The sequence below is a fragment of the Streptomyces aculeolatus genome, assembly GCF_020400605.1.
Classification (GTDB): Bacteria; Actinomycetota; Actinomycetes; order Streptomycetales; family Streptomycetaceae; genus Streptomyces; species Streptomyces aculeolatus.
Genome location: NZ_JAINRD010000001.1, coordinates 468,563 through 494,110, shown reverse-complemented (window position 1 = coordinate 494,110; position 25,548 = coordinate 468,563). Strand labels below are relative to the sequence as shown.

The window sequence follows — 25,548 nt, the reverse complement described above, 5'->3', positions numbered from 1 at the left end:
CGGGGACCGCCGCCCGCCGGTTCCCCCGGAGGGCCGGCGGGCGGGGCGGTGGTCGGTCACGGGCGGGCCGGCCGCAGCCCCTGCCCCGGATCGTACGGCCGGAAGGTCAGCCCTTTCCGGTGGGCACGCGCTCGGGCTCCGGCGCGGGCTCGGGAACCCCGCCCAGCCGGGACCGCAGCTTCTCGCCCTCCACGTCCACGTTCGGCAGCAGCCGGTCCAGCCGGCGGGGCAGCGACCAGGCGCGGCGGCCGAGGAGCGCCATGATCGCGGGGACGATGGTCATCCGCACCACGAAGGCGTCGAAGAGGACGGCGGCGGCCAGGCCGAGACCCATCGACTTGATGATCGACTCGTCGCTGAAGACGAACCCGGAGAACACCGCGATCATGATGACCGCCGCGGCCGTGACCACCCGGGCCCCGTGCCGGAACCCGGCGACGACCGCCTCGTCCGGCGAGGCCCCGTGCACGTACTCCTCGCGCATGCGCGTCACCAGGAAGACCTGGTAGTCCATGGCGAGTCCGAACACCACACCGATCATGAAGATCGGCAGGATGCTCACGACCGGTCCGGTCTGGTCGACACCGAAGACGTCCGCGAGCCAGCCCCACTGGAAGACGGCGACGACGACGCCGAGGGTCGCCAGCACGCTCAGCAGGAAGCCGGCGGCCGCCTTGAGCGGGACCAGGATCGAGCGGAACACCAGCATCAGCAGGATCAGCGCCAAGCCGACGACCACGCACAGGTACGGGACCAGGGCGTCGGTCAGCTTGCCGGAGACATCGATGTTGAGGGCGGTGGTTCCGGTGACCATCACCTCCGCGCCGGTGCCGTCCCGCAGGTCCGCGCTCCGGTCGCGGATGTCGGAGACGAGGTCGACCGTCTGCCCGCTGCTGGGTGAGGAGCCCGGGGTGGCGCTGATCAGGGCGACGTCGCCGCCCTCGTTGAACGTCGCGGGGCTCACCGAGGCGACGTCGGGCAGCGAGCCGAGCAGGGCGCGCGCCTCGTCGGCGGCGGCCCGGGGGTCGTCGCTGCCGCGGGCGTCGACCACGACCGACAGCGGTCCGTTGTAGCCGGGGCCGAAGCCGTCGGTGATGGTGTCGTACGCGATCCGCTGGGTGCTCCCGGGGGCCGCCGACTCGTCGCTCGGCATGCCCAGCTCCAGCGACAGCGCGGGGGTGGCGAGCAGCAGCAGGCCGGCGACCGAGGCGACGAGGACCTTGACCGGGTTGCGCAGCACGAACGTCGACCAGCGCACGCCCATGGGCTCGCGCTCCCCGCGCTCGACGGAACGCATCCGGCGCGTCCTGAGCTTCCCGGTCGCGATCCGGCCGCCGGCGAAGCCGAGCATCGCGGGCAGCAGGGTGAGGGCGATCACCACGGCGACGACCACGGCGAACGCCGCGCCGAGCCCGATGTCGGTGAGCACCCTGATGCCGATGACGCTGAGCCCGGCGAGCGCGATGATCACCGTGAGCCCGGCGAACACCACCGCGGAACCGGCCGTGCCGACCGCCCGCCCGGCGGCCTCCTCGGGCGGGTGCCCGCCCTTCAGCTCCTCCCGGTAGCGGGAGACGATGAACAGGGCGTAGTCGATGGCCACCGCCAGGCCCAGCATCAGGGCGAGGGTGCTCGTATTCGAGCTGAGGTCGATGAACGAGCCCGCGAGGGTGATCGAGAGGATCGCCAGGCCGACCCCGAAGAGCGCGGTCAGCAGCGGCAGCCCGGCCGCGACCAGCGAGCCGAAGGTGATGACCAGGACGACGGCGGCGATCAGGATGCCGATCAGCTCGGTCGTGCTCTGGTGGACTTCCCCGGCCACCGCCGTGCCGCCCATGCTGACGTGGAGGCCGGTCCGCTCGCCCTGGGCGGCGATGTCCTCCAGGTCCGCGCGGGCCCGGTCGCTGACGTCGGTGTCCGCGACCTCGTACGTCACCTGCGCGTAGCCGATCGTGCCGTCCTTGCTGACGGTGCCGGCGGCGTACGGATCGGTGACCGCCGCGACCTGGTGCGCCTGCCCGAGGTCGGCGACGAGGGCCTCTACCCCGTCCTTGTGGGCGCCGGACGTCAGCCGCTGCCCGTCCGGCGCCTCGAAGACCACGCGGGCGGTGGCGCCGTCGGCCGAGGCCTGCGGAAACTCCTCCGTCAGCAGGTCGAGGGCCTTCTGGGACTGGGTGCCGGGGATGCTGAAGGAGTCCGTCGTCTTGCTGGTCGCCCCGGCGGCGGCGATGCCGACGACGGCGAGGACGGCTATCCACAGCATGAGGACGAGCCTTCGCCGCCGGAAGGAGAACCGGCCCAGCCGGTAGAGGAACGTGGCCACGGAGAACTCCCGGGAGGCGTGCAGAGGACGGGAAAGGGCCGCGATCGGACCCGCTGTCCACGCTAGGTACGCCTCACCCCGGTCGACTGGGTCCACGGTGGCGAATGGGGCGGGAACGACTGGTACCGCGGTGCCATACAGCGGTCCTCCCCGAGGCGTAGCCCGGGCCGCCCCCGCCGGCCGTACGCGGCCGGGCCACCGGCGCGTCGGCTGGCGGCGCTCAGGGGCAGGTCCCGCCGGAAGGGGGCGTTCCGCATTCGATCCGCCCGCGGATCGGGGCGGAGGGCGGGATTCAGAGAGAGTGGTGCTGATCTGACTGATCGTAAAACTACACCCACTTGAGTGGGGCCGGGGGTTTCCTCGTTTTCGGCGCGGCGCTTTGGAGAAATCACCTGGCGTAGCTGACCCTTATCTGTTCATCTCCGATGCGCCCGGGGGGAGTTCGGACCTCGTCGAACTCGGTCCCGGGCTGCCGTTTCCCGGTTTGTTTCTTTCCGGTTTTGCCTCCGAGTCACTCCTACCAATGACCGGATCAGTCTCGTACCTGGAAAGGGAGGACAAGTCATGGCAGACAGTGGGGGGTCGGCCGCCAGGGTCGCCCTGGTGGACGTGGTGGCCAGCCGGCGGCAGGGGGGCCGGGTGCGGGCGTTGCTGACGCCTGGTTCCGTGGGGGCCGTGTCCGGTTTCATGGGGCACATCGAATTGGGACCCGGGGAAGTCGTCACCGAGCATTACCACCCGTTCTCCGACAAGTTCCTTTACGTGGTCGAGGGTTCGGCCGTCGTCCGGGTCAACGGCGAGGCGGTGGCGGTGGAATCGGACGAGGCATTGTTCATCACCCGGGGGCAGCGCAACCGCATCGAGAATTCCGGGGACGGCGTCCTGCGGGCCGTGTTCCACGTCGCGCCGCTCGCGCCGCGGCCCGAACTCGGCCACGTCGACACCGAGCCCGTGCCCGAGCCCGGGTGTGTGCCGCCGCGTGTGGGCGGCTGACATGGGGGGTGACGCGGAGAGGCGTGCGGTGATCACGGGCATCGGCGTACGGGCCCCCGGCGGGGTGGGGACGGAGGCGTTCTGGCGGTTGCTGGTCTCGGGGCGCACCGCGACGCGGACGATGAGCCTGATCGACCCCGCGCCGTTCCGGTCCCGGGTCGCCGCGGAGATCGACTTCGACCCGGCGGCCGAGGGACTGTCGCCCGAGCAGGCGGCGACGTACGACAGGGCCACGCAGCTGGCGCTCGCCGCGACCCGCGAGGCGGTGGCGAGCAGCGGGCTCGACACGGGCCGGCAGGACCCCGCGCGGGTCGGCGTCAGCATCGGGACGGCCGTCGGCTGCACCGCCAGTCTCGACCAGGACTACCAGCGCGTCAGCGACTTCGGGTCGCACTGGCTGGTCGACCACACGGCCACCGTCGCGCAGGTCTTCGACTACTTCGTCCCGTCCTCCATCGGCCGCGACGTCGCGTGGGAGGCGGGGGCGGAAGGGCCGGTCACCGTGATCTCCACCGGCTGCACCTCCGGCCTCGACGCCGTGGGGTACGGGGCCGGCCTCGTCCGCGACGGGCGGGCGGACGTGGTCGTCTGCGGGGCGACCGACGCCCCCATCTCCCCCATCACCGTGGCCTGCTTCGACGCGATCAAGGCGACCTCGGCGAACAACGGCGACCCTGCGCACGCCTCCCGGCCCTTCGACCGCAACCGCGACGGCTTCGTCCTCGGCGAGGGCGCCGCGGTGTTCGTCATCGAGGAGCTGGCGGCCGCGTACCGGCGCGGGGCCCGCGTCTACGCCGAGGTCCGCGGCTTCGCGACCAGGTCGAACGCCTACCACATGACCGGTCTGACCCGGCACGGCCGCGAGATGGCCGAGGCCATCCGGGCCGCCATGCGGCAGGCCCGCCGCGACGGTGCCGATCTCGACTACATCAACGCCCACGGCTCCGGGACCCGGCAGAACGACCGGCACGAGACGGCAGCGTTCAAGCGGAGCCTGGGCCGCCGCGCCTACGAGGTCCCGGTCAGCTCCATCAAGTCGATGATCGGGCACTCGCTCGGCGCGATCGGCTCGCTGGAACTGGCCGCGTGCGCGCTGGCCATCGAGTACGGCGTGATCCCGCCCACCGCGAACTACGAAGAGCCCGACCCCGAGTGCGACCTGGACTACGTCCCCAACACGGCCCGGGAACAGCGGGTGGACACCGTGCTCAGCGTCGGCAGCGGCTTCGGCGGGTTCCAGAGCGCCGCGGTGCTCTGCCGCCCCCCGGCGAAGGCGGTGGCGCCGTGACCGTCACCGCCGGCCCGGCCGTCGAGGGCGCGGACGGCCGGCGTACCGGGCCGGCAAGGGCCGTCGTCACCGGGGTCGGCGTCGTCGCGCCCAACGGCATCGGCACCGCCGAGTTCTGGGCGGCAACCCTCGCCGCCCGGAGCGGCATCGGCCTCCTCCAGCGCTTCGACGCGAGCGCCTACCCCGTGTGCGTGGGCGGCGAGGTCCTCGACTTCGACGACGCCGCGCTGCTCTCCCAGCGGCTGCTGCCGCAGACCGACCGCATGACGCGCTACGCCCTGGCCGCCGCCGACTGGGCGCTGGCGGACGCCGGGCTGGATCCCGCGGGCCTCGGCGAGTACGACCTGGGCGTCCTGACGGCCGGCGCGTGCGGCGGTTTCGAGTTCGGGCAGCGGGAGTTGCAGAAGCTCTGGGGTACGGGCCCGGAGCGGGTCAGCTCGTACCAGTCGTTCGCCTGGTTCTACGCGGTCAACACCGGCCAGATCTCCATCCGCCACGGCCTGCGCGGACACACCTCGGTCTTCGTCTCCGAACAGGCCGGCGCCCTCGACGCGGCCGCCGACACGGCACGCCTGCTGCGTACGGGCACCCTCCGCGCCGCGCTCACGGGCGGCTTCGACGCGCCGCTGTGCCCGTGGGGCCTCGTCGTCCAGCTCCCCGGCGGGCTGCTGAGCACGTCCCGCGATCCCGAACGGGCCTACCTGCCCTTCGACGCCGACGCCGCCGGCTACGCGGCCGGCGAGGGCGGCGCGCTCCTGGTCGTCGAGCGGGAGGACACGGCACTGCGCCGGAACGCCGCCGGGATCTACGGGCGGATCGCCGGGCACGCCTCGACGTTCGACCCCCGTCCCGGCTCCGGCCGGCCCCCCGCGCTGGCGGGGGCGATCAGGGGCGCCCTGCGCGAGGCGCGCACGGATCCCGCGGACATCGACGTGGTCTTCGCCGACGCCCTCGGCGTACCGGACCGGGACCGGGAAGAGGCGGCGGCCCTCGCGGAGGTCTTCGGCCCCGCGGCCGTCCCGGTCACCGCGCCCAAGACGCTCACCGGCCGGCTCTACGCGGGCGGGGCGGCCCTCGACATGGCGACCGCCCTGCTGTCGATGCGCGACTCGGTCATCCCGCCGACCGCCGGCACCCGCGCTCCCGCCCCCGGCCCCGGCATCGACCTGGTGCTCGGCGAACCCCGCGAGACGCCGGTGCGCAACGCGCTGGTCGTCGCCCGCGGCGCCGGCGGCTTCAACTCGGCGATCGTCCTCAGTCGCTACGTCCGGTCCCCTCACCATCGCGCGGTCACGCGCCCTGCCTAAGGAGGTCACCCGTGTCCGGGATCACCCTCTCGCAACTCGTATCGCTCATCAGAGACTGCGCAGGAGAGTCCGACGTGGCCGATCTGGACGGCGACATCGCCGACATGGGCTTCGACGAACTCGGCTACGACTCGCTCGCGCTGCTGGAGCTGTCCGCGCGGATCAAGCAGACCCTCGGGATCGAGGTCCCGGAGGGGGACATGAGGACCCCCGGGGGCACGGTCCGGCTGATCAACGACTTGGCCTCCGGAAAGGACGCCTGACATGGGAGCACGCACCGAGCACTCCGTCGTGATCGACGCCCCGGTCGACCTCGTGTGGACCATGACCAACGACGTCGAGACCTGGCCCGACCTCTTCGCCGGCTACGCCGAGACGGAGATCCTGCGGCGCACGGACGACGGCATCGACTTCCGGATCAAGACGTGTCCGGACGCGAACGGGCGGGTGTGGGAGTGGGTTTCCCACCGCGCGCCCGACCGGGACGCGCTCACGGTCGAGGCGTACCGGATCGAGACCGGCCCGTTCGTCTACATGAAGCTGCACTGGACCTACCGCGTGACCGGCGAGGGCACCGAGATGCGCTGGGTGCAGGAGTTCGACATGCGGGCCGGCGCCCCGTACGACAACGACCAGATGACCGACCACCTCAACGAGATGTCGCAGATCAACATGGCGCGGATCAAGGAGATCGTCGAGACGGCGCACCGGGCGGGGGAGGTGGACGCCGCCGGGGGCTGATCGGCGGGGGCCGGGGCGGTCGCGTACGGCCTGTCGCGTACGGGCCGGTTGCGTACGGCCGGTGTCACAGGGAGCGGTTCCGCGGCGTCTGATGTACGACCGCCCTGCGAGGAGGACGCCCGTGAACGTCGCCCTGTGGATCGCCGCCGGAGTGCTCTGTGCCGTCTACGCCGTCGGCTCCGTCTCCAAGTTGTTCCTGCCCAAGGAGACGCTCGCCGGCCACCGCAGCGGGAGATGGGTCGAGGACTTCGACGCCCGTGCCGTCAAGGCCATCGGCGGCGTCGAGGCCCTCGCCGCGGTGGGCCTGGTGCTGCCCGCCGTGCTCGACATCGCGCCGGTCCTGGTGCCGCTCGCCGCCCTGGGCGCGACGCTGCTGATGGCCGGTGCGGTCGTCACGCGCCTGCGCCGCCGGGAGAAGGAGGTCGTGCTGGACCTGGCCTACTTCGCCCTGGCCGTCTTCGTGGCCGCGGGCCGCTTCGGCCCGGAGTCCTTCACCGGCTGACCGGCCGGCGGCCGGCGGAGCGGGCGGCGTGACGGGTCAGGACGCCGGGCCGCCGGTGGCCAGGCGCATCAGGTCGGTGTCGAAGTCGACGTCCGTCGCGCCCTGTTCGGCGCGGGTGGCCTGGCCGGCGAACCGGTGCCGGTAGCCGCCCCAGTTGTCGTCGGCGATCTGCCGCGGCGCGTCGGTACGCAGCAGGGCGGCGAGTTCGCCGGCGGCCCGGGCGATCCGCTTGCCCAGCTCGGGGGAGCCCCAGTCCTCCGGGGCCGCGTACAGCGACGTGGGGACCGGCAGCGCGCGGAGGAAGGCGAAGAGCGGGCGGAGCTGGTCGTCGGTGACCATCGCGTGGCGGGCGGTGCCGCCGGTGGCGGCGAGGACCACCGGCACGGCGATGAGCAGGTCGTTGTCGATCAGGTCGGCGAACGACTTGAACAGGCCGCTGATCCCCGCCTTGTACACCGGCGTGGCCGCGACCACCGCGTCCGCGTCCGCGAGCCGGGCGATGGCGTCGCTCACCGGCCCGGTGGGGAAGCCGGAGACGAGCGAGCGGGCGATCTCGGTGGCCAGCGGCCCGAGGTCGAGCATGGTCACGGTGGCGGGGATGCCGGCCGCGCCCAGGGTGTCGATGCTCTGCTGCGCGATCCGGCCGGCGAGCCGGCGGGTCGACGACTCCTCGCTGACACCGGCGTTGATGACGACGATCTTCCGTTCGGTGGTCATGCCCGGCTCCTTCGCTGCGATCGGGCGGACGGGGAAGTGGCTGCGGGCGTCGGGGACGAGGTGGGGGCGGGGCTCGCGGCGAGCAGGGCCGCGGTCAGCTCCCGCAGGGTTTCGAGCTGCTCCGGGTCCAGGGCCCGCGTCATCGCCTCGCGCACCTGCCGCGCGTGCGCGCGCCCCAGCCTGCGGTACGTCTCGCGGCCCTCGGCGGTGAGCGCGACGCGGCAGGCGCGGGCGTCGGCGGGGTCGTCGCGGCGCTCGACGTACCCGCGCTTCTCCAGCCGGGCGACGAGGCGCGAGACGCCGGCCTGCGTGAGCAGGGCGTCCTCCATCAGCTCGGTGATCCGGCGCCCGTCGTCCGCGTCGGACAGGGCGTGCAGGACGCCGTACTCGCGCGGCAGCACGTCGCCCCAGTCGCCGGTGTACTCGAACTCGCGGGCGAGCGTGGCCTGGGCGCGGAACAACGACTCCCAGGCCGCGAGCGCGAGCTGCGTCGTGCCGGCGGCCATCAGCCCACCACCGGGAACTTCGCCTGGACGGCGGGGTCGCTGTCCTGGTACGGCATGGTGCCGGACAGGTTGTCACCGCGGTTGGGGTTCGGCCGCGGCCGGCGCGGCTCCCCGTCCCCGTACTTCGCGGTGACGAGCGAGGCGTGCGTCGGCGCGTCCGGCACGCCCTCCGCCCGGCGGGACTCCAGCTCCCTGCGCAGGACGGGGACGACCTCGGTGCCCAGCAGCTCGACCTGCTCCAGCGCCGTCTCGACCGGCAGCGCCAGGCCGTCGAGCGCGAACAGCTGCCGCTGGTAGTCGCCGAAGCCCTCCTGGAAGGTGAGGACCTTGTCGATGACCTGCTGCGGGCTGCCCACGGTCAGCGGGGTGGCCGCCATGTGGTCCTCCAGCCGGGACCCGCGGAACATCGGGTAGTTCTCGAAGTACGGGCGGAAGCGCTCCACCGCGTCCTGCGACCGCGGGGCGATGAACGACATCCCGCCCAGGCCCACGACGGCCTGCTCCGGCGTGCCGTGCCCGTAGTGCGCGTAGCGCTGCCGGTAGAGGTCGACGAGCCGCTTGAAGTGGAAGTTCGGCGCCAGGATGTGGTTGGCGAAGAACCCGTTGCCGTAGTACGCGGCCTGCTCGGCGATCTCCGGCGAGCGGATGGAGCCGTGCCAGACGAACGGCGGTACGTCGTCCAGCGGCCGCGGCGTCGCGGTGAACCCCTGCAGCGGCGTACGGAACCTGCCCTCCCAGTCGACGACGTCCTCGCGCCACAGCCGGTGCAGCAGGTTGTAGTTCTCCAGCGCCAGCGCGACGCCCTCGCGGATGTCCTTGCCGAACCACGGGTAGACCGGCACGGTGTTGCCGCGCCCGACCATCAGGTCCAGCCGCCCCTTGGCGACGTGCTGGAGCATGGCGTAGTCCTCGGCGATCTTCACCGGGTCGTTGGTGGTCATCAGGGTGACCGAGGTGCTGAGCACGATGCGCCGCGTCTGCGCGGCGACGTAGGCCAGGAGGGTCGGGGGCGACGAGGGGATGAACGGGGGGTTGTGGTGCTCGCCGAGCGCGAACACGTCGAGGCCCACCTCGTCGGCACGCTTCGCGACCCGGACGATGTTGTCGATGCGCTCGGCCTCGCTGTAGGTGCGGCCGGTCACCGGGTCGGGGGCGATGTCGCCGACGCTGAAGATCCCGAACTGCATGATCCTCTCCTCCTCACTCCGCGCGTCCGTCCGGGCGCACACCCCCTCAACAACATGACTGCTCATGTATTCCGGGTGGGCGGAGGGAGGGCCCGTCGTCATGCGATCGCGTTTCGATCGGGCACGAGTGGCACGCCGACCGCCGCGGCGGCCCATACTGGGCTTCCCATGAAGAAAGCATCCGCGCCGCGGCGCCACCTGCCCACCAGTCCCTTCAAGGCACCCGCCGTCCCCACGGCCAAGACCTTCGCACCAGGCGACCGCGTCACACACGACCGGTACGGCCTGGGCACGATCGTCGCCGCCGAGGACGGCGTCGCGATGCTCGTCGACTTCGGCTCCCGCCAGGTCCGGGTCACCGCTCCGTACGACCACATGGAAAAGCTCTGACTCCGCGCCCGTGAGGAGCAGGGCGAGCGGGCGCCGGAGCGCACGAAAGCGGGCAGGGGCCGTGCCTTGCGGCACGACCCCTGCCCGTGGCTTTCGCCGCGGTACGCGGACCGCGGATCAGACGACGCGGATGTTCTCCGCCTGCGGGCCCTTCTGGCCCTGCACGAGGTCGAACTCCACCTTCTGGCCCTCGGCCAGCTCGCGGAAGCCCTGCGCGTCGATGTTGGAGTGGTGGGCGAAGACGTCGGCGCCGCCGCCGTCCTGGGCGATGAAGCCGAAGCCCTTTTCGCTGTTGAACCACTTCACGGTTCCGCTGGTCATATCGGTGTCTCCTTCTGGGTGGCATTCCCGGAATCGTGCTTGTGCGCGATCCCGCGTCGCCGCGATGAATTCCCGATCCGGAGCAAGCACCGAAAAACAAAAAATGCGCCCGAAGGCAAAGCCAGTAGGCGCACATAAGTACATGGGAACCACAACTGCAACTTTTCTCAGCCTAACACAGAACGCACCGCGACGACCGACCGTCAGTGCGCCGGAGGGAAGCGGAGGGTGACGGTCAGGCCGCCCCGCGGGCCCGGGGCCGCGGTCAGGGTGGCGGTGTGGGCCTCCGCTATGGAGGCGGCGATGGGCAGGCCCAGGCCGTGGCCGGGAGTGGGGGCGGTGCGGTCGGGGGCGTGGCGCCGGAAGGGTTCGAAGAGGGCCGGGATGTCCTCCGCGGGGACCGTGGGGCCGGTGTTGGTCACCGTCAGGGTGCGGTCCCCGACGCGTACGCGGACGTGGCCGCCGGGGTGGTTGTACTGGACCGCGTTGCGGACGACGTTGGCCAGCAGGTGCCGCAGCAGGATGCGGTCCCCGGCGACGGGCGGGGTGCGGCCCGCCTCAACGGTGACGTCCACCCGGCGTTCCCGCGCCGCGGGGGCCAGCTCTGCGGCGACCTGACCGGCGGTCGCGGTGAGGTCCACATCCTCGGATCCGGCCAGGCCGCGGTCGCTGCGGGCGAGCAGCAGCAGCGCGTCGACCAGCTGCTCCGCCTCGCGGTTGGTGGCCAGCAGGTCGGCGCGTACCTCCGCGAGGTGGTCCGGCAGCGGATCGGGCAGGCCGACCTGGATGCCGGCGCGCTGGGCCGCGAGCGGCGTCTTGAGTTCGTGGGAGGCGTTGGCGACGAAGCGCCGCCGGCTCTCGAAGGCGCGCTCCAGGCCGTCGAGCATGGCGTCGAAGGTGTCGGCGAGGCGGTGGAGCTCGTCGTCCGGGCCGGTCAGGGCCAGCCGCTCGTGGAGGTTCTCCTCGCTGATGCGGCGCGCGGCGGCCGTCATGGAGGCGACGGGGCGCAGCGCCCGTCCCGCCAGCCACCAGCCGAGGAACCCGGCCAGCAGCGCCAGGACGAGGACGCCGACCGCGGACCAGACGACCATCTGGCGCAGGGCGGCGTCCTGGACGGCCTGGACGGTCTCGCCCATCTTCCTGATCTCGGCGACGTCGTCGCGCGCCGTCGGCACCGCGGCGTACGTGGGGTGGGCGCCGGTGAGCGGCCGGTCCGGGGTCTCGTCGTACGTGATGTCCAGGCCCTGGACCTGCTCGGCCGTCCCGTACCGGGCGAGGAGGACGACGAAGGCCAGCAGGCCGGTGCCGGTGAGCAGGAAGAGGCCGGAGATCGCCGCGGTGAGGCGGGCGCGGAACGGCAGCCAGCGCAGGAACGCGCGCGGGTTCAGCCGCACAGCCGGTAGCCCTCTCCGGTGTCGGCGGCGATCACGCCGGGGGCGCCGAGCTTGCCGCGCAGTCGGCTGACGGTGGCGCGGACGGCGCTGGTGCGCGGGTCGAGGTGCTCGTCCCACACGGTACGGACGAGGGTGTCGTGCGGCACCGGTGCGCCCCCGGCCCGGAGCAGCAGGTGCAGGACGTCGAACTCCCTGGGGGTCAGCGCCACGGGCCGGCCGTGCGCGTGGACGCGGTGCCGGACCGGGTCCAGGACGATTCCCGCGTGCTCCAGGACGCCGGGGGCCGGTCTGCGCGGGCGGCGGCTCAGGGTGCGTACGCGGGCGACGAGTTCGGTGAAGTCGAAGGGTTTGGCGAGGTAGTCGTCGGCGCCGAGGGCGGTCAGCCCGTAGACCTTGTCGGAGACCTCCCCGGCGGCCGTGAGCAGCAGGATCTGCGGCGGCCCCTCGGTCGCGCGCAGCCGCAGGCACACCTCGTCCCCGCTCAGGCCGGGCAGGTCGCGGTCGAGGATGAGCACGTCGTAGTCGGTGACCGCGCACATCCGGTCGGCCTCGGTGCCGGTGTGGGCGACGTCGACCGCCATGGCCTGGTGGCGCAGGCCGGTGGCGAGGGTACGGGCCAGGATGCGGTGGTCCTCCGCTACCAGGACTCTCATGGCGCCATCGAACCAGGACGGCGATTGCAGCCGCGTAAGTGCGCTCCCTGCGGTGCCGCCGCCCGTTCAGTCCTGCGGCGGCGGGCGCAGCGGTATCGTGCCGCGGTCCCGGGCGCTGTCCAGCACCGCGCGGTTCACGGGCGGGCGGGGTGCCGGTTCTGCGGCGGTGAGCCGGATGACGTCGCGGCCGACGAGGGCCGTGCGCCACTCGGCGAGGGTGGGGCGGGTGCCGTACGCGCCGGCGGCCTGGGTGTAACGGGCCCGTACGGCCGCTTCCTGGCGGTCGTCCAGCTCGCCGGGGACCACGTCGAGTTGGCGTCCGGGCGCGGTGTACGCGTCCTGCGCGAGGATGCGGCCCGTGGCGAGGGCGGCCTTGTAGCGGTCGCTGTCCACGGTGGCCGAGCCGACCGGGGCCAGCGGGTCGCCCCAGTCGGGGGTGTCGGCCTGGGCGAGGACGGGGGAGCGGCCGGCGACGCGGAAGCCGTCGCAGTCCAGCAGGTGGACGGCGGGCGCGGGACGTACGGTCCACAGGATGTTGGCCTGCGAGACGTCGCCCAGCACCAGGCCCCACCTGTGCAGCCGCTCCAGCAACTCGACCAGCGCCAGCGCGAGTTCCCGGCGCTGGCCGGGGGCGGGCTGGGCGATGCTCTGCCAGGAAGCCTTGGGCTCGCGCAGCAGGAACTGCAGCTCGGTGAGCTTCGTGGCGCCGTTGGGCGTCTGCCAGGTCATCGCCGCCGGGGCCCGGTACATCAGGAAGCCGACCGCGCGCCCGCCGTCCACCACCCGGCACAGCGGCCACGCGGCGCGCGCGTCCAGATACGCGCGCTCCTCGGGCGGCAGCGTGCGGTGGACGGCGACGAGGGCGGCCAGCGCCTGCCCGTCGACCTCGTGCGGCGCGCGGTAGCTCTTGTACAGCAGGCCGGGGACGTCCCGTAGCGCGTGCACCTCGCCCTGGCCGCCGTCGCCGATCTTGCCGCCGAAGGACAGCGAGGACAGCGGCACGTCCGTACCGTCGTCGGCGGTCACCGGACCCCCTCCCACAGGCAGATGACGGTGCGGTCGTCGTCGTACGACTTCAGCCTGGTCTGCGCGTGCCAGAGGAAGTCGGAGGGCTGCGGTACGCCGGCGGTGTGCCCCCACTGCTCGGCCACGTGCTCGCGGAACTCCTTCTCGCCGGCGAGCGGTCCGGAGAAGCCGTCGGTGCACAGCACCAGCACGTCCCCGGCCTCGGACGGGTCCAGGAGGCGGGCGTCGACCTGCTGGTACGCGTCGGGGAGGGCCGCGGTGCCGGTGTCGATGACGCCGGTGCCGGGGGCGGTGCCCGGGGTGGCGGTCGCGGGGTGCTCCAGGTTCCACCAGCCGCGGTCGCGCAGCCGGAACAGGCCGCCGTCGCCGACGCCGAGGAAGCCGCGTACGCGGACGGCGGGGTCGAGCGGGACGACCAGGGCGCGGAAGGTGGTCGCGTACGCGGACACCGGCCCGTCGGCCGACGCCCGCAGCTCCGCCGCGGCGGCGGCGACCGCCCGGTCCGCGAGGGCGTGGAAGCGGGGGCCGTCCCCGGCGCGCAGCGCGTCGGCCAACTCGGCGGCGGCCCCGTCGAGGTGCCCGGCGACACCGGCGACGACGGCGTGCGACCCGCGGTGCGACAGGGGCGCGGAGCCGACCCCGTCGGCGACGGCGAGCAGCAGCAGGGCGTCGGTGCCGGCGAAGTCCTGCCGGCCGCCGCCCGCGCCGCCCCCGCCCCCGCCGCCCGCGGGGCCGAGTCGGGTCACGCCGAGGGCGTCCTGCCGGCACTCCCCGCGCCACCGGTGGGAGTCGCCCCGTACGGACGCCGCCCGCACGGTCAGCGGCCCCAGCTCGGCGCCGTCGACGACGCTGTCGGGCAGCACGGCGGCGAGCAGGTCGCCGTCGCGTACGGAGGGCGGGCCCAGGGGGCGCGGCGGGTAGCTCGGGGGGCGCCCGACGTACTCGGGGTCGCCCCGGAGGGCTTCGGGCGGGGGCGCGGGGTCGCGGGGCTGGACGATGGCGCGCTGAATCTCGGGCGGAAGCCCTTCGAGCAGTCCGTCGCTGCCTCCGTGGGCGGTGGCGTGGCCGGCCGCGGGGCTGTGGCTGTCCGCGCCCTGCGTCCGCCGCGGGTCGCCGTCCGGCGGTATCTGGCGGTCCATGAGACGGTCCGAACCCTCCCCTCGCGTCAGAGCTTGTCCAGCGTGACCGTTTCGAACCCGGGCACCTTGTCGTCCACGGCGAGCGTGAAGTCGCCGCTGCCGTCCGCGGAGATGCTGCTCGCCGAGCGCACGATGGAGCGGGTCAGGCTCGCCGCGAACTCGCGCAGCGCGGCGGCCGGCGAGATGGCGGAGTCCTGCTGCATGAACGCGCGGAAGTTCGCGACCTGGCTGATCGTGGCGGTGTCCGCCTCGCCGATGCCGAACGCGATGATCTTGGGGCAGTAGCGCGACTCGGTCAGCTCCCGCAGCGCCTCCTCCCACTGCCCGTCCGTGGGCACCCCGTCGGAGAGGAAGAACGCCACCGGCCGGTAGACCTCGTGGCCCTCGGCCTTCAGATCGCCCACGTCCGTCTCGATGCACGCCTTGAGGACGCGGAAAGCCTGCCCGTACGACGTCACTCCCCCGGCGGCGAGCGCCGGCAGGGTGTTCAGCTCGCTGAGGTCCGCCAGCGGCTGGAGCACCTGGGCGTCGTCGGAGAAGCCGATGAGGGCGAAGCGGGTCTTGTCGGCCACCGTGGGGTTGGTGCTGATCTCCTGGTGCAGTTCGGGCAGCGCCTTGTTGATGGCCTCGATGGGCGCGCCGCCCATCGAGCCCGACTCGTCGCACACCAGGTAGAAGGGCAGGATCTGCACGGGCTGTTCCTCCGGTTCGGGGCGGGGACGGCGTCAGTAGGTGTAGAAGTAGATCTCCAGGTCCGCGCGCCCGCCGGCGCCCTGGAGCAGCACGAAGTCGCGGGTGGTCGCGCCGCGGAACATCTGGGGGCGGGCGTCGTCGAGCAGGGAGTTGACGCGGCGCGCGTAGTCGACGCCGGCGCCGGCGTCCTGGTGGTGCCCGAAGGTGAGCACCATGGCGGCCTGCCGGCCCTCGTGCTTCGCGGTGGCCTTGCGGAGCTGCTCGACGAGGCGCGTACGGTCCGAGGCGTCGGCCTCGACGGCGACCTTCACCGGCTTGCGCTCCACGGCCCGCGGACCCGACGGGCTGGGCGACGGCTCCGGCTTCTCCCCGGCGTCCTTGCCGGGCGACGCCGAGGTGCCGGGCGAGGGCTGCCGGGCGGCCGCCGGATCGCCCTGGTCGCCCATGGCGATGAGGGCGAGGACCAGCAGCACGTCGGCGAAGAGCCAGCCGGCGAGGTGTAACGGGTGCAGCCGGCCGGACCGGCGCCCGGACCTCACGGCGCTCCCCCGCCGGCGGGTCCCGCGGCCTTGGGCCGGCCGCCGGTGCCGTCGGCGAGGGCGTCGCCGGAGGCGTCACCGGGCTGATCACGGGGCTCGTCATGGGGCTCGCCACGGGGCCCGTTGCGGGTGCCGTCGCCGGGGCGCAGGTCGGAGATCGGCGCGGGCAGGGGCACGGTAGGCACGGGTGCGGTCGGCGCGGGTACGGGCGCGGTACGTACCGAAGCGGCCAGCTCGCCGACGCTCTGCGCCATCGCGTGCAGCGCGTCGGTCTGCTCGGCGATCAGGCGGGCCGTGTCCTGCGACGCGGTGACCGCGAGGGCGGTCTGCTCCGCCACCTCCCCGAGCCGCGCCAGGGTCTGCCCGGTCACGTCGGCGGCCAGCTCCGTGCTCGTCGTGAACGACCGCTGGGACGCGGCCAGGACGGTGACCGCGTCCTCGACCCGCTCGCCCGCCCGGTCGAGCTGGTCGCGGATCTCGCCGTTGACCGCGCGTACGTCGCCGAGCGCGCCCTTCATCCGGTCCCCGCTGGCGAGCACCGCCTTCGCGACGCCCTCGGTCGCCTGCTCCAGCGGCGCCACGGCGGCGTCGACGCCCGCCAATCGGCGCTCCGCGCCGCGTACGGCTTCGCCGACCTGCTGGGACGCCTTCTCCAGCCGCTCCTGCGTGGTGACGGCCTTGCTGGTCAGCCTGTTGAGGTTGGTCGCCGACTTGCCCAGCTCCGCGGCGAAGCGCGCCGGTGAGCCGAACCGCTCCTCGTTGAGCAGCAGTTGGGCCCGGGTGAGCACCGGCAGCAGCCGGGCGAGCAGCCGGTCGCCGTCGTTGCGCGCCGCCTCCTCCGCGCGGTCCGCGGCGGCACGGCCCCAGCCGTGCAGCAGGGCGAGGAGCAGCAGGCAGGCGATGACCGCGGTGGCGGAGGCGACCACGTGCCCGAAGGTGAACCAGCCGGTGAGGTGGCCCTCGAAACCCGTCTGCCAGAGCTGCAGGAAGGGGCGTTCGGCCTGCTCGGGATCGGCGTCGGTCAGTGCGTCGTACGCGCTGGACGCCCGGGTCAGGCCGAACCACGTGAGCAGCAGCGGCACGAACACCAGGGCGCCGAGGGCCGCCTCCACCCAGGCGAGGTACCGCGGCTGCGGCGGCGGACGCAGCGCCTCGTGGACCGACTCGGGCCTGGCGTAGGCCGCGATGAGGTCCAGCTCCGTCCAGGGCTCCAGGTCGCTGGTGCCGATGCCGCGCAGCGCGTCGGCGAGGGCGGTGAGTTCGTCACGCCGGGACGCGAGTCCGGGTTCCTCGGCGAGATCCGTGAGATGTGCGGCGACGCCGTGACGATCTCCCAGAGCCCCTAACGGCATGCAGCTACCCCCCAGCCGACCGACAGGGGAGCCTGCTTTAGCCGCGCACCCGTCGCGGCCCGGCCCCGGAACTCCCCCCCCACCAGCCGCGGAGTCACCCGCGGCACCTGCGCCGATGCTAGCGCAGCGGCACGTACCTGACCGGTCACTCTGCGGAATCCGGTGGGCAGGACCGGTCCCGGGAACCGGGGTCAGCTGCCCGGGTTCTCGAAGTGGGCTGCCGTCCGGGCGTCGGCCGGGTAGTACGACTCGATCGAGACCTCGGCGAGCGTGACGTCCATCGGCGTACCGAACGTGGTGATCGTGGAGAACAGCCGCAGCTCCCGCCCCGCCACGCGGAGGATCATCGGGATCACGACGTCGGACGCTTCCGTCCGGCCCGGCGGGTCCTCGGCGCCCGGCTCCAGCAGTTCTTCGTAGAGCGCGGTGACTTCGGGGTCGGGTGCAACGGCGAGCTGGCGGCCGATGCGGGCGCGGAACACCGCGCGGACGTCGTCCAGGTTGACCACCATCGGCGCGAAGCCGCGCGGGTCCAGTCCCAGCCGTACGAGGTTGACCGGCGGCCGGAGCAGGTCGGGGTCGACGCCGGCGAAGAACGGCTCGACCGCGCGGTTGGTCCGCACGATGTTCCACCGGCGGTCGAAGGCCACCGCGGGGTACGGCTCGTGGGCGCGCAGCACGCGCGCGACCGCGGCCCCGGCCGCCGCCAGCGCCTCGTCGTCGAGCGGCCGCTCCGGGTAGCGCGGCGCGAAGCCGGCGGCGAGGAGCAGCCGGTTGCGCTCGCGCAGCGGCACCGCCAGCCGCTCGGCGAGCCGGAGCACCATGTCGGCGCTCGGGTTGGTCCTGCCCGTCTCGATGAGGCTGACATGGCGGGCCGAGACGTCTGCGGCGATGGCGAGGTCGAGCTGGCTGAGCCGGCGGCGGTGCCGCCACTGCCGGAGGAGGTCGCCGATGGTGTGCACGTTCGCCGAGGGTACGCACCGCGGCGCCGTACGCCCATGAAATGCCATGTCATCGACAGCCGCCGCGACCGCCGAAAGACTGCGCCGCATGAGTACCGACAACAAGGCGGTCGTCCAGCGGGCGCTCGCGCAGCTGATCGAGACGGGCAGCGCCGACGGCCTCGGGCCGCTGCTGAGCGACGACTTCGTCCACCACCGGCCCGACGCGACCACCTCGGACAAGGCGGGCTGGCTTGCCGCCGTGGAAGCGGCGCTGACCCCGCTCGCCGGGATGCAGGTCGAGATCCACCACCTGCTGGCCGAGGGGGACCACGTCGTCATGCACTCCCGGCGGTGGCTCCCCGGGGGCGGACCGGAGATCACGGTGGTCGACATCTGGCGGGTCGACGGCGGGCTGATCGCCGAGGGCTGGGAGATCATCGAGCCGACGGCGCAGGCCGGGGCTCATCTCTCGTGGTGGGCGGAGACCGCCGGGCGGTGAGTCGCTTCGTACGGGCCGTGCGCCCCCGGCGGCGTCGTGCGGGCCGGGGGCGCGGTGCGCCCAGGGACGCGGGGTGGGCGCCCTGCGGGGCTGTCGCGGTGGGTGCGCAGGGGTGCCCTGCGCGGGGGCGGGGCCTGGGCCCGCCGGGGCCCGCCCGGGGTCAGGGCGTCCGGCGTATCGACCGTGGGCGGGGTGTCATCGGGCGGGGGACGGGTCGCAGGGCCGGACGGGGCCCGTGACGAGTTGGCTGCCGATGAAGGCGCTGGCCAGCTCGCCGTCCTGCGACCAGGCCGTGTCGATCACCAGCGTCTCCCCCGGCTCGAAGTCGGCGGGCCGGACGGTGAAGGACCACGAGCCCCCCTGCTCCTTCGGGCTCTGCTGGTCGAAGAGGAAGTCGCGGTCGACGGTCTCACCGCGGTCCTGCCGGCACCACTTCCCCCACTCGACGTAGTCCACCTCCGCGGACACGCCGTGCTCCTCCAACTGCCGCTCCAGCCCCTCGGCGTCCTTGAACTCCTTGATCGTCGCCGTCACCGTCCCGTCCTCGTTCGTCTCGACGGCGTACGCGGCCGAACCCCCCATCGCGGGCAGGGCGACCACCGCCGCGGTGCCGGCCGCCGCGACGCCCACCGTGGCGGTGAGCCCCGCCCACACACGGCGGCGCGGGCGCGGTGCGCGAACGGCCACGGCGACCGGCCCGGGCGCCGTGCCCTGTGCCGCCGCGCGGTCCGCGACGACCTGCTTCAGCTCGCCGAGCAGCCGCTCCTCGAAGCCGGTGAGCGGGCCCTCTGTCTTGCTCATGGTGGTTTCTCCTACTGTCTCGGTCCGGAAGCCGCCGGCACGGCCGGCGGTGAGACGGGGGCTGCGAAGTGGTCGCGGACGCGGCGGCGGGCCCGGTGCAGGCGCACCCGCGCGGTGGGCGCCCGGATGCCCAGCGCCCTGCCCGCCTCGCTGACGGTCAGGCCGTCGAGCGCCACGAGCTCCAGCACCGCCCGCTCGTGGGCGGGCAGTTGCTCCATCGCCTCGTACAGCGTGCGGGCCTGGGCCTCGGCGTCTATCCGCTCGTCCAGCCGGGCGATGTCGTCCGCCTCGACGAGCCGCCGCCCCGCCAGCCGCAGACCGGCGTCGCGCTCGCGAGCGCTGCGCCGCCGGTCCCCCGCCAGCACGTTGCGCGCGACGCCGTACAGCCAGGCGATCGGCGCCCCGCGCGACGGTCTGTACCCCTCGGCCGACTCGATCGTGGCCAGGAACACCTCCGCCGTCAGATCCGCGACGCGATGCGGATCGGCCACCCGGCGGGCGATGAACCGCTCGACCGCGTCGACATGGGCGCGGTAGAACGCCTCGAACGCCTGCGGGTCCGTGCCGATCCGGCGGACGGCCTCACCCGAGCTGCTGACCATGTGCGATCCCTTCAACCCCTGCCTACATCACACACTTGGCCGGCAGCCCCCGAAGCGTTACCGGGTGCCACCACCCGCGAACCGCGCCACGCGTAGCCTCGTCTTCCACCCGACGGGTGGACTGCGGGAGGGGAAACGCATGTTCGGCATTATTCGTCCGTGCCGCTGCCGGCTGCCGAAAGGCCTGGCCAAGGAGTGGCTGGGCCACTTGTGCGGGCTGTGCCTGGCGCTGCGCGGCCAGGGCGGGCAGGTCGCTCGGGCCGCCACCAACCACGACGGGCTCCTGATATCGGTGCTGTACGACGCGCAGGCGGCCAGGGCCGAGGGCCGCAGCGGCGGCGGCTGGCGCACCGCCGGGCCGTGTCCGCTGCGCCGGATGCGGCGGGCGGAGGTCGCGTACGGGGAAGGGGCGCAACTGGCGGCGGTGGTGTCGCTGCTGCTGGCTTCCGCGAAGATCCGCGACCACGTCGCCGACGGCGACGGTGCGCTCGCGCGGCCGGTGCTCGCCGCGCCGGCCCGCCGCGTGGCCGGGGGCTGGGAGGCCGCCGGGGAACGGGGCGGCGCGGGGCTGGGGTTCGACACCGGGGTGCTCGTCGAGGCGGTCGAGCGGCAGCGGGAGGTGGAGGCGCTGGCCGGGCCCGGGACGTCCGTGCTCGCGGTGACCGAGCCCACGGAGCTGGCGACGGCGGCGGCGTTCGCCCACACCGCGCGGCTGGCGGGCCGGCCCGGAAACGAGGCGGCGCTGGCCGAGGCCGGCCGCCTCTTCGGCCGCGTCGCGCACCTGCTGGACGCCGTGCAGGATGCGGTGGAGGACCGGCGTACGGGCGCGTGGAACCCGATCACGGCGACGGAGACGGAGCCCGCCCGGGTGCGCCAGCTCTGCGACGACGCGACGCGCGGCGTCGCACTCGCCCTGGCGGACGCGGAGTTCACCGACGACCGGCTGGTCCGCGTGCTGCTGGTCGGCGAGTTGGAGCGCGCGGTGCGCCGCACCTTCGCGCACGCGGGCGGCGAGTTCGGCCCGCCGCCGCCCGCCTTCACACCGCTGGGGCAGGGCCCGGAGGGGGAGCAGGAGGAGGAGCACAAGCAGAAGGGCGGCTGCGACTGCAGCGGGTGCGGCAGTTGCGACGGATGCTGCAACTGCTGCGAGTGCTGTGAATGCTGCGACTGCAGCTGCTAGCGGTACGCGGCAGCGCTGTGGCACAGCACCAGCGGTGGCGTCACGGCCGCAGCACAACCGACTGGTTCGGTGGTTCCGTAATGCCAGGATGGTGTAGACACGTCGCGTGGGCAGAGGGGAACCGATCGACCGCGGCAAATGGCCGGAGTCCGGAGCACACCGCAAGCTGCTGGAATTCCTCGACCGGGTCCACGCCGGCAACGGGCTGAAGAGCCGCCGCGACATCACCGCGGCCATGAACCTCGAATCCCCGTCCTACGTCAACGACATGCTGCGCGGCATGCGCCTGCCCGTCGACGACCGGCAGGTGACGGCGCTCGTACGGGCCCTGGGCGGCGGCACCGACGAGGCGGCGAACGGCCGCCGCCTCCTCGACCGGGCCCGCGCCGAGGAACGAGCCGTGGAGCGGGGGGAGAAGAGGAGCCGACCGCAATCCGGGACGCAGCACCCCTGGGCGCGGTGCGTAGCAGAACACGCCGCCTGGAACCTGGTCGACGGGGACTTGGACACCGCGGACCTCCGCGAGCAGTCCGTCTCCGTCGCCGAACGCCTGGCCGCGCTGAGTGCCGAGGCCGAGCGCACCCTCGCGGGCGATCCCTGGCTCGACACCGACCTCGCCGACCGGTTCGCCAGGCGGGCGGACTGGCTGGTGCGTACGACGTGGGAGGACACCCCGGATCTCTCGCCCGCCGAAGCGGCGCTGCTGGCGCTGGTTCCGCTGCTGCACCACACCCACATGGCGCGGACGCTGGCCGCCCTGCACGAGATCCGTCCCCTGGAGCTGGGCGTCGCGGACCACGCGGAGGCACCACGGCGCGACTTCGAGGCATTCTGCAACGGACATCAGGAACTCGTCGAACGCGCCCAGGCCCCCGCGCTGCCCGACCGCGACTCCGCCGGGCCCGAGATCGGCTGGTGGCTGTTCCGCCGCTGGGCCGCCCGCTTCCCCGACGCGTACCGCCTCGGCGCCATCCGGCGGCTGCTTCAGGACGCGGACGTCACCGACCCGCGGATGCGGGACGAGGTCCTGGAGGCCAAGACCGTCCAACGCTTCCTCGCCGGGCTGCGCCTCGACCCCGCCGAACTCGCCGACACCGACCGGCAGCACACCCCGCAGCCCGTGAACGTCCTCTTCGCCGGCGAGCCGGACCAGCAGCGGGTACGGGAGCTGCTGCTCAGCCACCTCCTGGCCGTCGCCTACGCGGTCGCCATCGACGTCATCCGGCTGCCCGACATCGTCGTACGCCACCTCGGCATCCCCAGCGCGGTGGAGCTGGACCGGCTCCGCGACACCGTGACGAGCCGCGCGAAATGGGTGCTGCAATCGGACTGCCTGGTGCTGCGGACCGACTGCCACCACCCCGCCGAACTGGAGGGGTTGCGGCAGTACGCCCGCCAGGTCGACACGCTGCTGCACGCGGTCCGGCGCGTGTGCGCCGACCGGCCCGCCATGGAGATGCTCACCCGGCTGCCGTCACGGGCCTCGGCCGACGACGTCAGGCCGGACATCGACGAGGACGGGCGACCGCTCTTCCAGCACGTCAGCCGATTCCGCCTGGACGAACGGCGGGTACAGGGCCTCCTCATGGGCGAACAGCTCTACAAGGACCGCGGCCTGGCCGTCCGCGAGCTGTATCAGAACGCGCTCGACGCCTGCCGCTGGCGCCGCGCCCGGCTCGCGTACCGGCGGCAGCGCGGCGACTGGCCCGACGACTGGAACGGTCGCATCCACTTCGTCCAGGGCTTGGACCACGACGGCCGCGCCTACCTCGAATGCCGCGACAACGGCATCGGCATGACCGAGGCCGTGCTCACCGAGGTGTTCGCGCAGGCAGGAGTGCGCTTCACCGACCTGACCGAGTTCCTGGTGGAATCGGCGGAGTGGAAGGGCGCCGCAACACAGGTCCCCTTCTACCCCAACAGCCGTTTCGGCATCGGCGTGCTGAGCTACTTCATGATCGCCGACGAGATCGAAGTGGTCACCCGCCCCCTGGAACGCGGCAACCGCCCCCATCCGGCCATGAAGGTCTCCATCTTCGGGCCTGGCCACCTGTTCCGCATCGAGCACCTCCCGGAGGGCCGTTCCCCGGGCACGTCGGTCAAGCTTTACCTGCGGGATGCCGAGCAGGCGCCCTCGTGCGTGGAGGAACTCCGGCAGCTGCTGGGCGTCGCCGAGTTCGAGACGGTCGCCGAGCACGGCACCCAGCGCGAGCGCTGGGACCCGGGCGTGCTGAACCCCCGGGTACGCCCGGCGTGGCAACCCGACGGCCTCGACGCTCACGGGACCCTCGTGCCCTGGCAGGACGAGCAGGGCGACGGCCAGGTCGTCTGGTGCGAACACGGCGGCGGCCTCCTGGTGGACGGCCTGTACGTCAGGCCGTCCGTCCGCAACGGGGTCTTCGCGGGCTTCCGCGACGGCATACTGCGCGGGGCGGTGGTCAACCTCACCCGACGCAACACGCCGGACAGGCTGTCGGTGGACCGCAGACAGGTGCTGTCGGACGTCTCGGCGAACGTGGAGGAGCTGCTGAGTGCGGCGACCGGGGCGCTGATGACGGACGGCCAGGAGTTGCTGGACGTCCGGTGGGTGAGCGCCGTGACGGAGGCGAGCCCCCGGCTGGGCGACCTGGTGACGGAGGCGGCCATCGAGGCGGGTGCGTCGTTCAGAACGAGGACGGGGGAAATCGAGGTTCGGGAGGTCGGGTGCTTTCTCCAGGATTCGCATCTGGTCCTGGAGGGCGACGAGCATGCACACGGGCCCGCCTCCGATGACGTGCCGAACAATCTGTGGAACTGGGATTTCGGTGACAAGCCACCCGACCAGGTACTCGTGTGGCGTCTGATCGCACACGGCGTCCGAACCGATCTCGATGCGCTGGGAGTGGAAACCACCGGTCCTGTGCGTCCCGCGCTTCCCACCGACACACTCTTGCTGGGGGCTGTACGCGACGGGTTCGACGCCGGTGACCGGCTGCATGTGAGTTCATGGCTATGGGATGACACGGAACTGCGGAACCGCCCCGGGCACATCCTCTGGACCGCCATGCATACCGGTGGGTCGCCGCGTGAGGTCGCCCGCCGCGCCGTCGACCTGGGCTGCCACGAGATAGTTCCCGAACACTTCTCAGCGGCCGCACAGGTCGACCGCATCGACCTCGCCCTGCTCAGCCGGGGACGGAACGGCCTGCCTGGATGGCTGGATCTCACCGACCCCGTGCCGGTCGGGCATCTCCTTGCCGTCGCGCTCGAATACGGGATCGGACTGTCCGAAGGGCAAGGGCGGCTGGAAGGCTACGGCTTCCGGCTCACCTCCCGTCCGCGCACGGAGTCCTTCTCGGCAGCGGACTTGCCACTCCTGAGCTGGTCGGTGATCGACACGGCAGGCGGGGATCACTACGAATGGTACGAATGGCTGGGAAGCGACTCTATTCCGGCGTCCCATGTCGTACGGGTTGCTGGACAAACCGGTCTGCCCATTCCCCAGGTATGCGACAGGCTCGCAGACTTCGGCCTCCGCACCGAAAGGCTCTCGCTCCCCGATGCGCCGCGCGCGGACGACCTGGTGCTGTTCGACTGGAAGCCCACTTACAACGAGCAAGCGGATCACCGCCTCCCCGTCGCATACAGGCACCTTGTCCGCGCTGCAACCGAACTGGACATGCCCTTGCCCGAGGTTGCGGAGCGCCTTGCCGCATACGGCGTCGTGGTCCCTGAACGCCTGCCGGACCGGCCGGAAGCGGACGACCTGAACCTTCTCAGCTATTTTCACCCTCAGGCTGCGTCGGGGGAAGCAGGCGGCGAGCGGGTTCATCTCCCACAACTCCTCGTGATGAGCAGCCGTGCCGAGGTGGAGCCCAGCAGAGCCGCGGAGCGACTGGCGGAGTACGGGATAGAGGTGCCGCCGGGTGAGCTCCCGCCCGGGATCGACAACCTCACGCGCCGAATGATGTCCAGGGATTTCGACGATATGGGCCCGTGGCTGGACGAGTCCGCCACCATCCCGCGAGCACATTTCGCCTTCGCCCTCGTGGAGTTCGGAGTCGCCCCGCGCGCGGCGGCCGAGCGCCTCGCCGGCTGTGGCCTGCGAGTGCCGACCGATCTCCCGGAACATCCGGATCACGACGACATCCGGCTTCTCTACCACCTCGGGGAGAAAACCGAAGTGAGCCGGCTCGCCCTGGACGTAGCCGTGCCCCTCCTCCACCTGCTGGATTCGGCACGGGAGACCCGTTTCACCGTCAGGGAGGCCGCGGCGCGGTTGCGGTGGCTGGGCGCTACCGTCCCCGACGTCGACCAAGTCGTCGCGGACGCCCTGGCCAGGCTGCCCCGGCCCTAGCTTGATCTTTAACCTGTGCGCCGAATGTGCGCTCCGCGTACCGTACTTCGCCCTCACACGTCCAAGTGAGAGGTGTGCCGCCGGCGTTGCCCGGTGTGCTGTCACACCCGGCGGC

At 72.9% G+C, this 25,548-nt stretch carries 25 protein-coding genes; 10 read left to right on the top strand and 15 right to left on the bottom strand.

Going from position 1 to position 25,548, the window contains the following annotated elements:
- Positions 1-106 precede the first annotated feature (106 nt).
- On the bottom strand, positions 107-2,323 hold the full coding sequence (locus tag LG396_RS02100; RefSeq protein ID WP_225793334.1) for an MMPL family transporter: 2,217 nt from the start codon (positions 2,321-2,323) through the stop codon (positions 107-109).
- A gap of 564 nt (positions 2,324-2,887) precedes the next feature.
- Here LG396_RS02100 and LG396_RS02095 point away from each other — a divergent pair.
- The 6 genes from LG396_RS02095 (at position 2,888) to LG396_RS02070 (ending at position 7,154) form a co-directional block, all read left to right on the top strand.
- A complete protein-coding gene (locus LG396_RS02095; RefSeq protein ID WP_037753439.1) occupies positions 2,888-3,316 on the top strand; it encodes a cupin domain-containing protein in 429 nt (142 codons plus the stop codon).
- 28 nt (positions 3,317-3,344) lie between these two features.
- Complete coding sequence (locus LG396_RS02090) at positions 3,345-4,604, top strand: beta-ketoacyl-[acyl-carrier-protein] synthase family protein (protein ID WP_308190055.1); 1,260 nt, start codon at positions 3,345-3,347, stop codon at positions 4,602-4,604.
- Entirely contained in the window at positions 4,601-5,911 is a 1,311-nt protein-coding gene (locus LG396_RS02085) for a ketosynthase chain-length factor (protein ID WP_225793331.1), read from the top strand. The genes LG396_RS02090 and LG396_RS02085 overlap by 4 nt, the downstream gene beginning before the upstream one ends.
- A 74-nt stretch (positions 5,912-5,985) precedes the next feature.
- Complete coding sequence (locus tag LG396_RS02080) at positions 5,986-6,174, top strand: acyl carrier protein (protein WP_130456433.1); 189 nt, start codon at positions 5,986-5,988, stop codon at positions 6,172-6,174.
- A gap of 1 nt (position 6,175) precedes the next feature.
- Positions 6,176-6,652, top strand: coding sequence for an SRPBCC family protein (locus LG396_RS02075; protein WP_018836599.1), 477 nt, complete (start codon positions 6,176-6,178; stop codon positions 6,650-6,652).
- 121 nt (positions 6,653-6,773) lie between these two features.
- Positions 6,774-7,154, top strand: a complete 381-nt coding sequence (locus LG396_RS02070) for a DoxX family protein (RefSeq protein ID WP_037753425.1) — start codon at positions 6,774-6,776, stop codon at positions 7,152-7,154.
- A 36-nt stretch (positions 7,155-7,190) separates the two neighbouring features.
- Here LG396_RS02070 and LG396_RS02065 read toward each other — a convergent pair whose 3' ends face one another.
- From LG396_RS02065 to LG396_RS02055, 3 genes are read right to left on the bottom strand one after another with little or no spacing between them, the layout of a single operon-like run.
- On the bottom strand, positions 7,191-7,871 hold the full coding sequence (locus LG396_RS02065) for a CE1759 family FMN reductase (protein WP_225793329.1): 681 nt from the start codon (positions 7,869-7,871) through the stop codon (positions 7,191-7,193).
- Positions 7,868-8,377: a MarR family winged helix-turn-helix transcriptional regulator gene (locus LG396_RS02060; RefSeq protein ID WP_225793328.1), complete on the bottom strand. Its 510-nt coding sequence runs from the start codon at positions 8,375-8,377 to the stop codon at positions 7,868-7,870. The genes LG396_RS02065 and LG396_RS02060 overlap by 4 nt, the downstream gene beginning before the upstream one ends.
- On the bottom strand, positions 8,377-9,564 hold the full coding sequence (locus tag LG396_RS02055; protein ID WP_037753417.1) for a CE1758 family FMN-dependent luciferase-like monooxygenase: 1,188 nt from the start codon (positions 9,562-9,564) through the stop codon (positions 8,377-8,379). Before LG396_RS02055 ends, LG396_RS02060 begins: the two co-directional genes overlap by 1 nt.
- A gap of 168 nt (positions 9,565-9,732) precedes the next feature.
- Here LG396_RS02055 and LG396_RS02050 point away from each other — a divergent pair, with 168 nt between their 5' ends.
- A complete protein-coding gene (locus LG396_RS02050) occupies positions 9,733-9,954 on the top strand; it encodes a hypothetical protein (RefSeq protein ID WP_027741397.1) in 222 nt (73 codons plus the stop codon).
- A gap of 117 nt (positions 9,955-10,071) precedes the next feature.
- On the opposite strand, the gene LG396_RS02045 is transcribed toward LG396_RS02050, so the two are convergent.
- The 9 genes from LG396_RS02045 to LG396_RS02005 all read right to left on the bottom strand — a co-directional run bounded on the left by LG396_RS02045 (position 10,072) and on the right by LG396_RS02005 (position 18,033).
- Positions 10,072-10,275: a cold-shock protein gene (locus tag LG396_RS02045; protein WP_018836593.1), complete on the bottom strand. Its 204-nt coding sequence runs from the start codon at positions 10,273-10,275 to the stop codon at positions 10,072-10,074.
- A 203-nt stretch (positions 10,276-10,478) separates the two neighbouring features.
- Positions 10,479-11,669, bottom strand: coding sequence for a sensor histidine kinase (locus LG396_RS02040; RefSeq protein ID WP_225793327.1), 1,191 nt, complete (start codon positions 11,667-11,669; stop codon positions 10,479-10,481).
- A complete protein-coding gene (locus LG396_RS02035; protein ID WP_225793326.1) occupies positions 11,660-12,322 on the bottom strand; it encodes a response regulator transcription factor in 663 nt (220 codons plus the stop codon). Before LG396_RS02035 ends, LG396_RS02040 begins: the two co-directional genes overlap by 10 nt.
- Before the next feature lie 66 nt (positions 12,323-12,388).
- On the bottom strand, positions 12,389-13,348 hold the full coding sequence (locus tag LG396_RS02030) for a hypothetical protein (RefSeq protein ID WP_225793325.1): 960 nt from the start codon (positions 13,346-13,348) through the stop codon (positions 12,389-12,391).
- Positions 13,345-14,487 (bottom strand): protein phosphatase 2C domain-containing protein, encoded by a 1,143-nt coding sequence (locus LG396_RS02025; protein WP_225793324.1) that lies wholly within the window; start codon positions 14,485-14,487, stop codon positions 13,345-13,347. Before LG396_RS02025 ends, LG396_RS02030 begins: the two co-directional genes overlap by 4 nt.
- Positions 14,488-14,513: 26 nt before the next feature.
- Positions 14,514-15,179, bottom strand: coding sequence for a vWA domain-containing protein (locus tag LG396_RS02020; RefSeq protein WP_018836589.1), 666 nt, complete (start codon positions 15,177-15,179; stop codon positions 14,514-14,516).
- A 33-nt stretch (positions 15,180-15,212) separates the two neighbouring features.
- Complete coding sequence (locus LG396_RS02015) at positions 15,213-15,719, bottom strand: hypothetical protein (protein WP_225793323.1); 507 nt, start codon at positions 15,717-15,719, stop codon at positions 15,213-15,215.
- Positions 15,716-17,071 carry a methyl-accepting chemotaxis protein gene (locus tag LG396_RS02010; RefSeq protein ID WP_225793322.1) on the bottom strand — a complete coding sequence of 452 codons (1,356 nt, stop codon included), beginning with the start codon at positions 17,069-17,071 and terminating at the stop codon, positions 15,716-15,718. The genes LG396_RS02015 and LG396_RS02010 overlap by 4 nt, the downstream gene beginning before the upstream one ends.
- A 191-nt stretch (positions 17,072-17,262) precedes the next feature.
- The gene (locus tag LG396_RS02005) at positions 17,263-18,033 is read right to left on the bottom strand and encodes a helix-turn-helix domain-containing protein (protein ID WP_225793321.1); all 771 of its coding nucleotides are present in this window, start codon (positions 18,031-18,033) and stop codon (positions 17,263-17,265) included.
- A gap of 88 nt (positions 18,034-18,121) precedes the next feature.
- Between LG396_RS02005 and LG396_RS02000 the strand changes: the two genes are divergently transcribed.
- Positions 18,122-18,514, top strand: coding sequence for a nuclear transport factor 2 family protein (locus tag LG396_RS02000; RefSeq protein WP_225793320.1), 393 nt, complete (start codon positions 18,122-18,124; stop codon positions 18,512-18,514).
- Between the two features lie 195 nt (positions 18,515-18,709).
- Here the strand turns inward: LG396_RS02000 and LG396_RS01995 are convergent, their stop codons facing one another.
- Positions 18,710-19,315 (bottom strand): hypothetical protein, encoded by a 606-nt coding sequence (locus tag LG396_RS01995; RefSeq protein ID WP_225793319.1) that lies wholly within the window; start codon positions 19,313-19,315, stop codon positions 18,710-18,712.
- 11 nt (positions 19,316-19,326) lie between these two features.
- Entirely contained in the window at positions 19,327-19,917 is a 591-nt protein-coding gene (locus tag LG396_RS01990; protein ID WP_018836583.1) for an RNA polymerase sigma factor, read from the bottom strand.
- Between the two features lie 139 nt (positions 19,918-20,056).
- On the opposite strand from LG396_RS01990, the gene LG396_RS01985 reads away from it, so the two are divergent.
- Positions 20,057-21,097 carry a DUF5685 family protein gene (locus tag LG396_RS01985; protein WP_225793318.1) on the top strand — a complete coding sequence of 347 codons (1,041 nt, stop codon included), beginning with the start codon at positions 20,057-20,059 and terminating at the stop codon, positions 21,095-21,097.
- Positions 21,098-21,203: 106 nt separating this feature from the next.
- Positions 21,204-25,433, top strand: coding sequence for a wHTH domain-containing protein (locus LG396_RS01980; protein ID WP_225793317.1), 4,230 nt, complete (start codon positions 21,204-21,206; stop codon positions 25,431-25,433).
- Positions 25,434-25,548 lie beyond the last annotated feature (115 nt).

Bases quoted from the DNA above. Each gene is read 5' to 3' on its own strand.
- LG396_RS02095 (WP_037753439.1), top strand. From the start codon at position 2,888: ATGGCAGACAGTGGGGGGTCGGCCGCCAGGGTCGCCCTGGTGGACGTG.
- LG396_RS02075 (WP_018836599.1), top strand. From the start codon at position 6,176: ATGGGAGCACGCACCGAGCACTCCGTCGTGATCGACGCCCCGGTCGAC.
- LG396_RS02065 (WP_225793329.1), bottom strand. From the start codon at position 7,871: ATGACCACCGAACGGAAGATCGTCGTCATCAACGCCGGTGTCAGCGAG.
- LG396_RS02060 (WP_225793328.1), bottom strand. From the start codon at position 8,377: ATGGCCGCCGGCACGACGCAGCTCGCGCTCGCGGCCTGGGAGTCGTTG.
- LG396_RS02055 (WP_037753417.1), bottom strand. From the start codon at position 9,564: ATGCAGTTCGGGATCTTCAGCGTCGGCGACATCGCCCCCGACCCGGTG.
- LG396_RS02050 (WP_027741397.1), top strand. From the start codon at position 9,733: ATGAAGAAAGCATCCGCGCCGCGGCGCCACCTGCCCACCAGTCCCTTC.
- LG396_RS02045 (WP_018836593.1), bottom strand. From the start codon at position 10,275: ATGACCAGCGGAACCGTGAAGTGGTTCAACAGCGAAAAGGGCTTCGGC.
- LG396_RS02035 (WP_225793326.1), bottom strand. From the start codon at position 12,322: ATGAGAGTCCTGGTAGCGGAGGACCACCGCATCCTGGCCCGTACCCTC.
- LG396_RS02025 (WP_225793324.1), bottom strand. From the start codon at position 14,487: ATGGACCGCCAGATACCGCCGGACGGCGACCCGCGGCGGACGCAGGGC.
- LG396_RS02010 (WP_225793322.1), bottom strand. From the start codon at position 17,071: ATGCCGTTAGGGGCTCTGGGAGATCGTCACGGCGTCGCCGCACATCTC.
- LG396_RS02000 (WP_225793320.1), top strand. From the start codon at position 18,122: ATGAGTACCGACAACAAGGCGGTCGTCCAGCGGGCGCTCGCGCAGCTG.
- LG396_RS01995 (WP_225793319.1), bottom strand. From the start codon at position 19,315: ATGAGCAAGACAGAGGGCCCGCTCACCGGCTTCGAGGAGCGGCTGCTC.
- LG396_RS01990 (WP_018836583.1), bottom strand. From the start codon at position 19,917: ATGGTCAGCAGCTCGGGTGAGGCCGTCCGCCGGATCGGCACGGACCCG.
- LG396_RS01985 (WP_225793318.1), top strand. From the start codon at position 20,057: ATGTTCGGCATTATTCGTCCGTGCCGCTGCCGGCTGCCGAAAGGCCTG.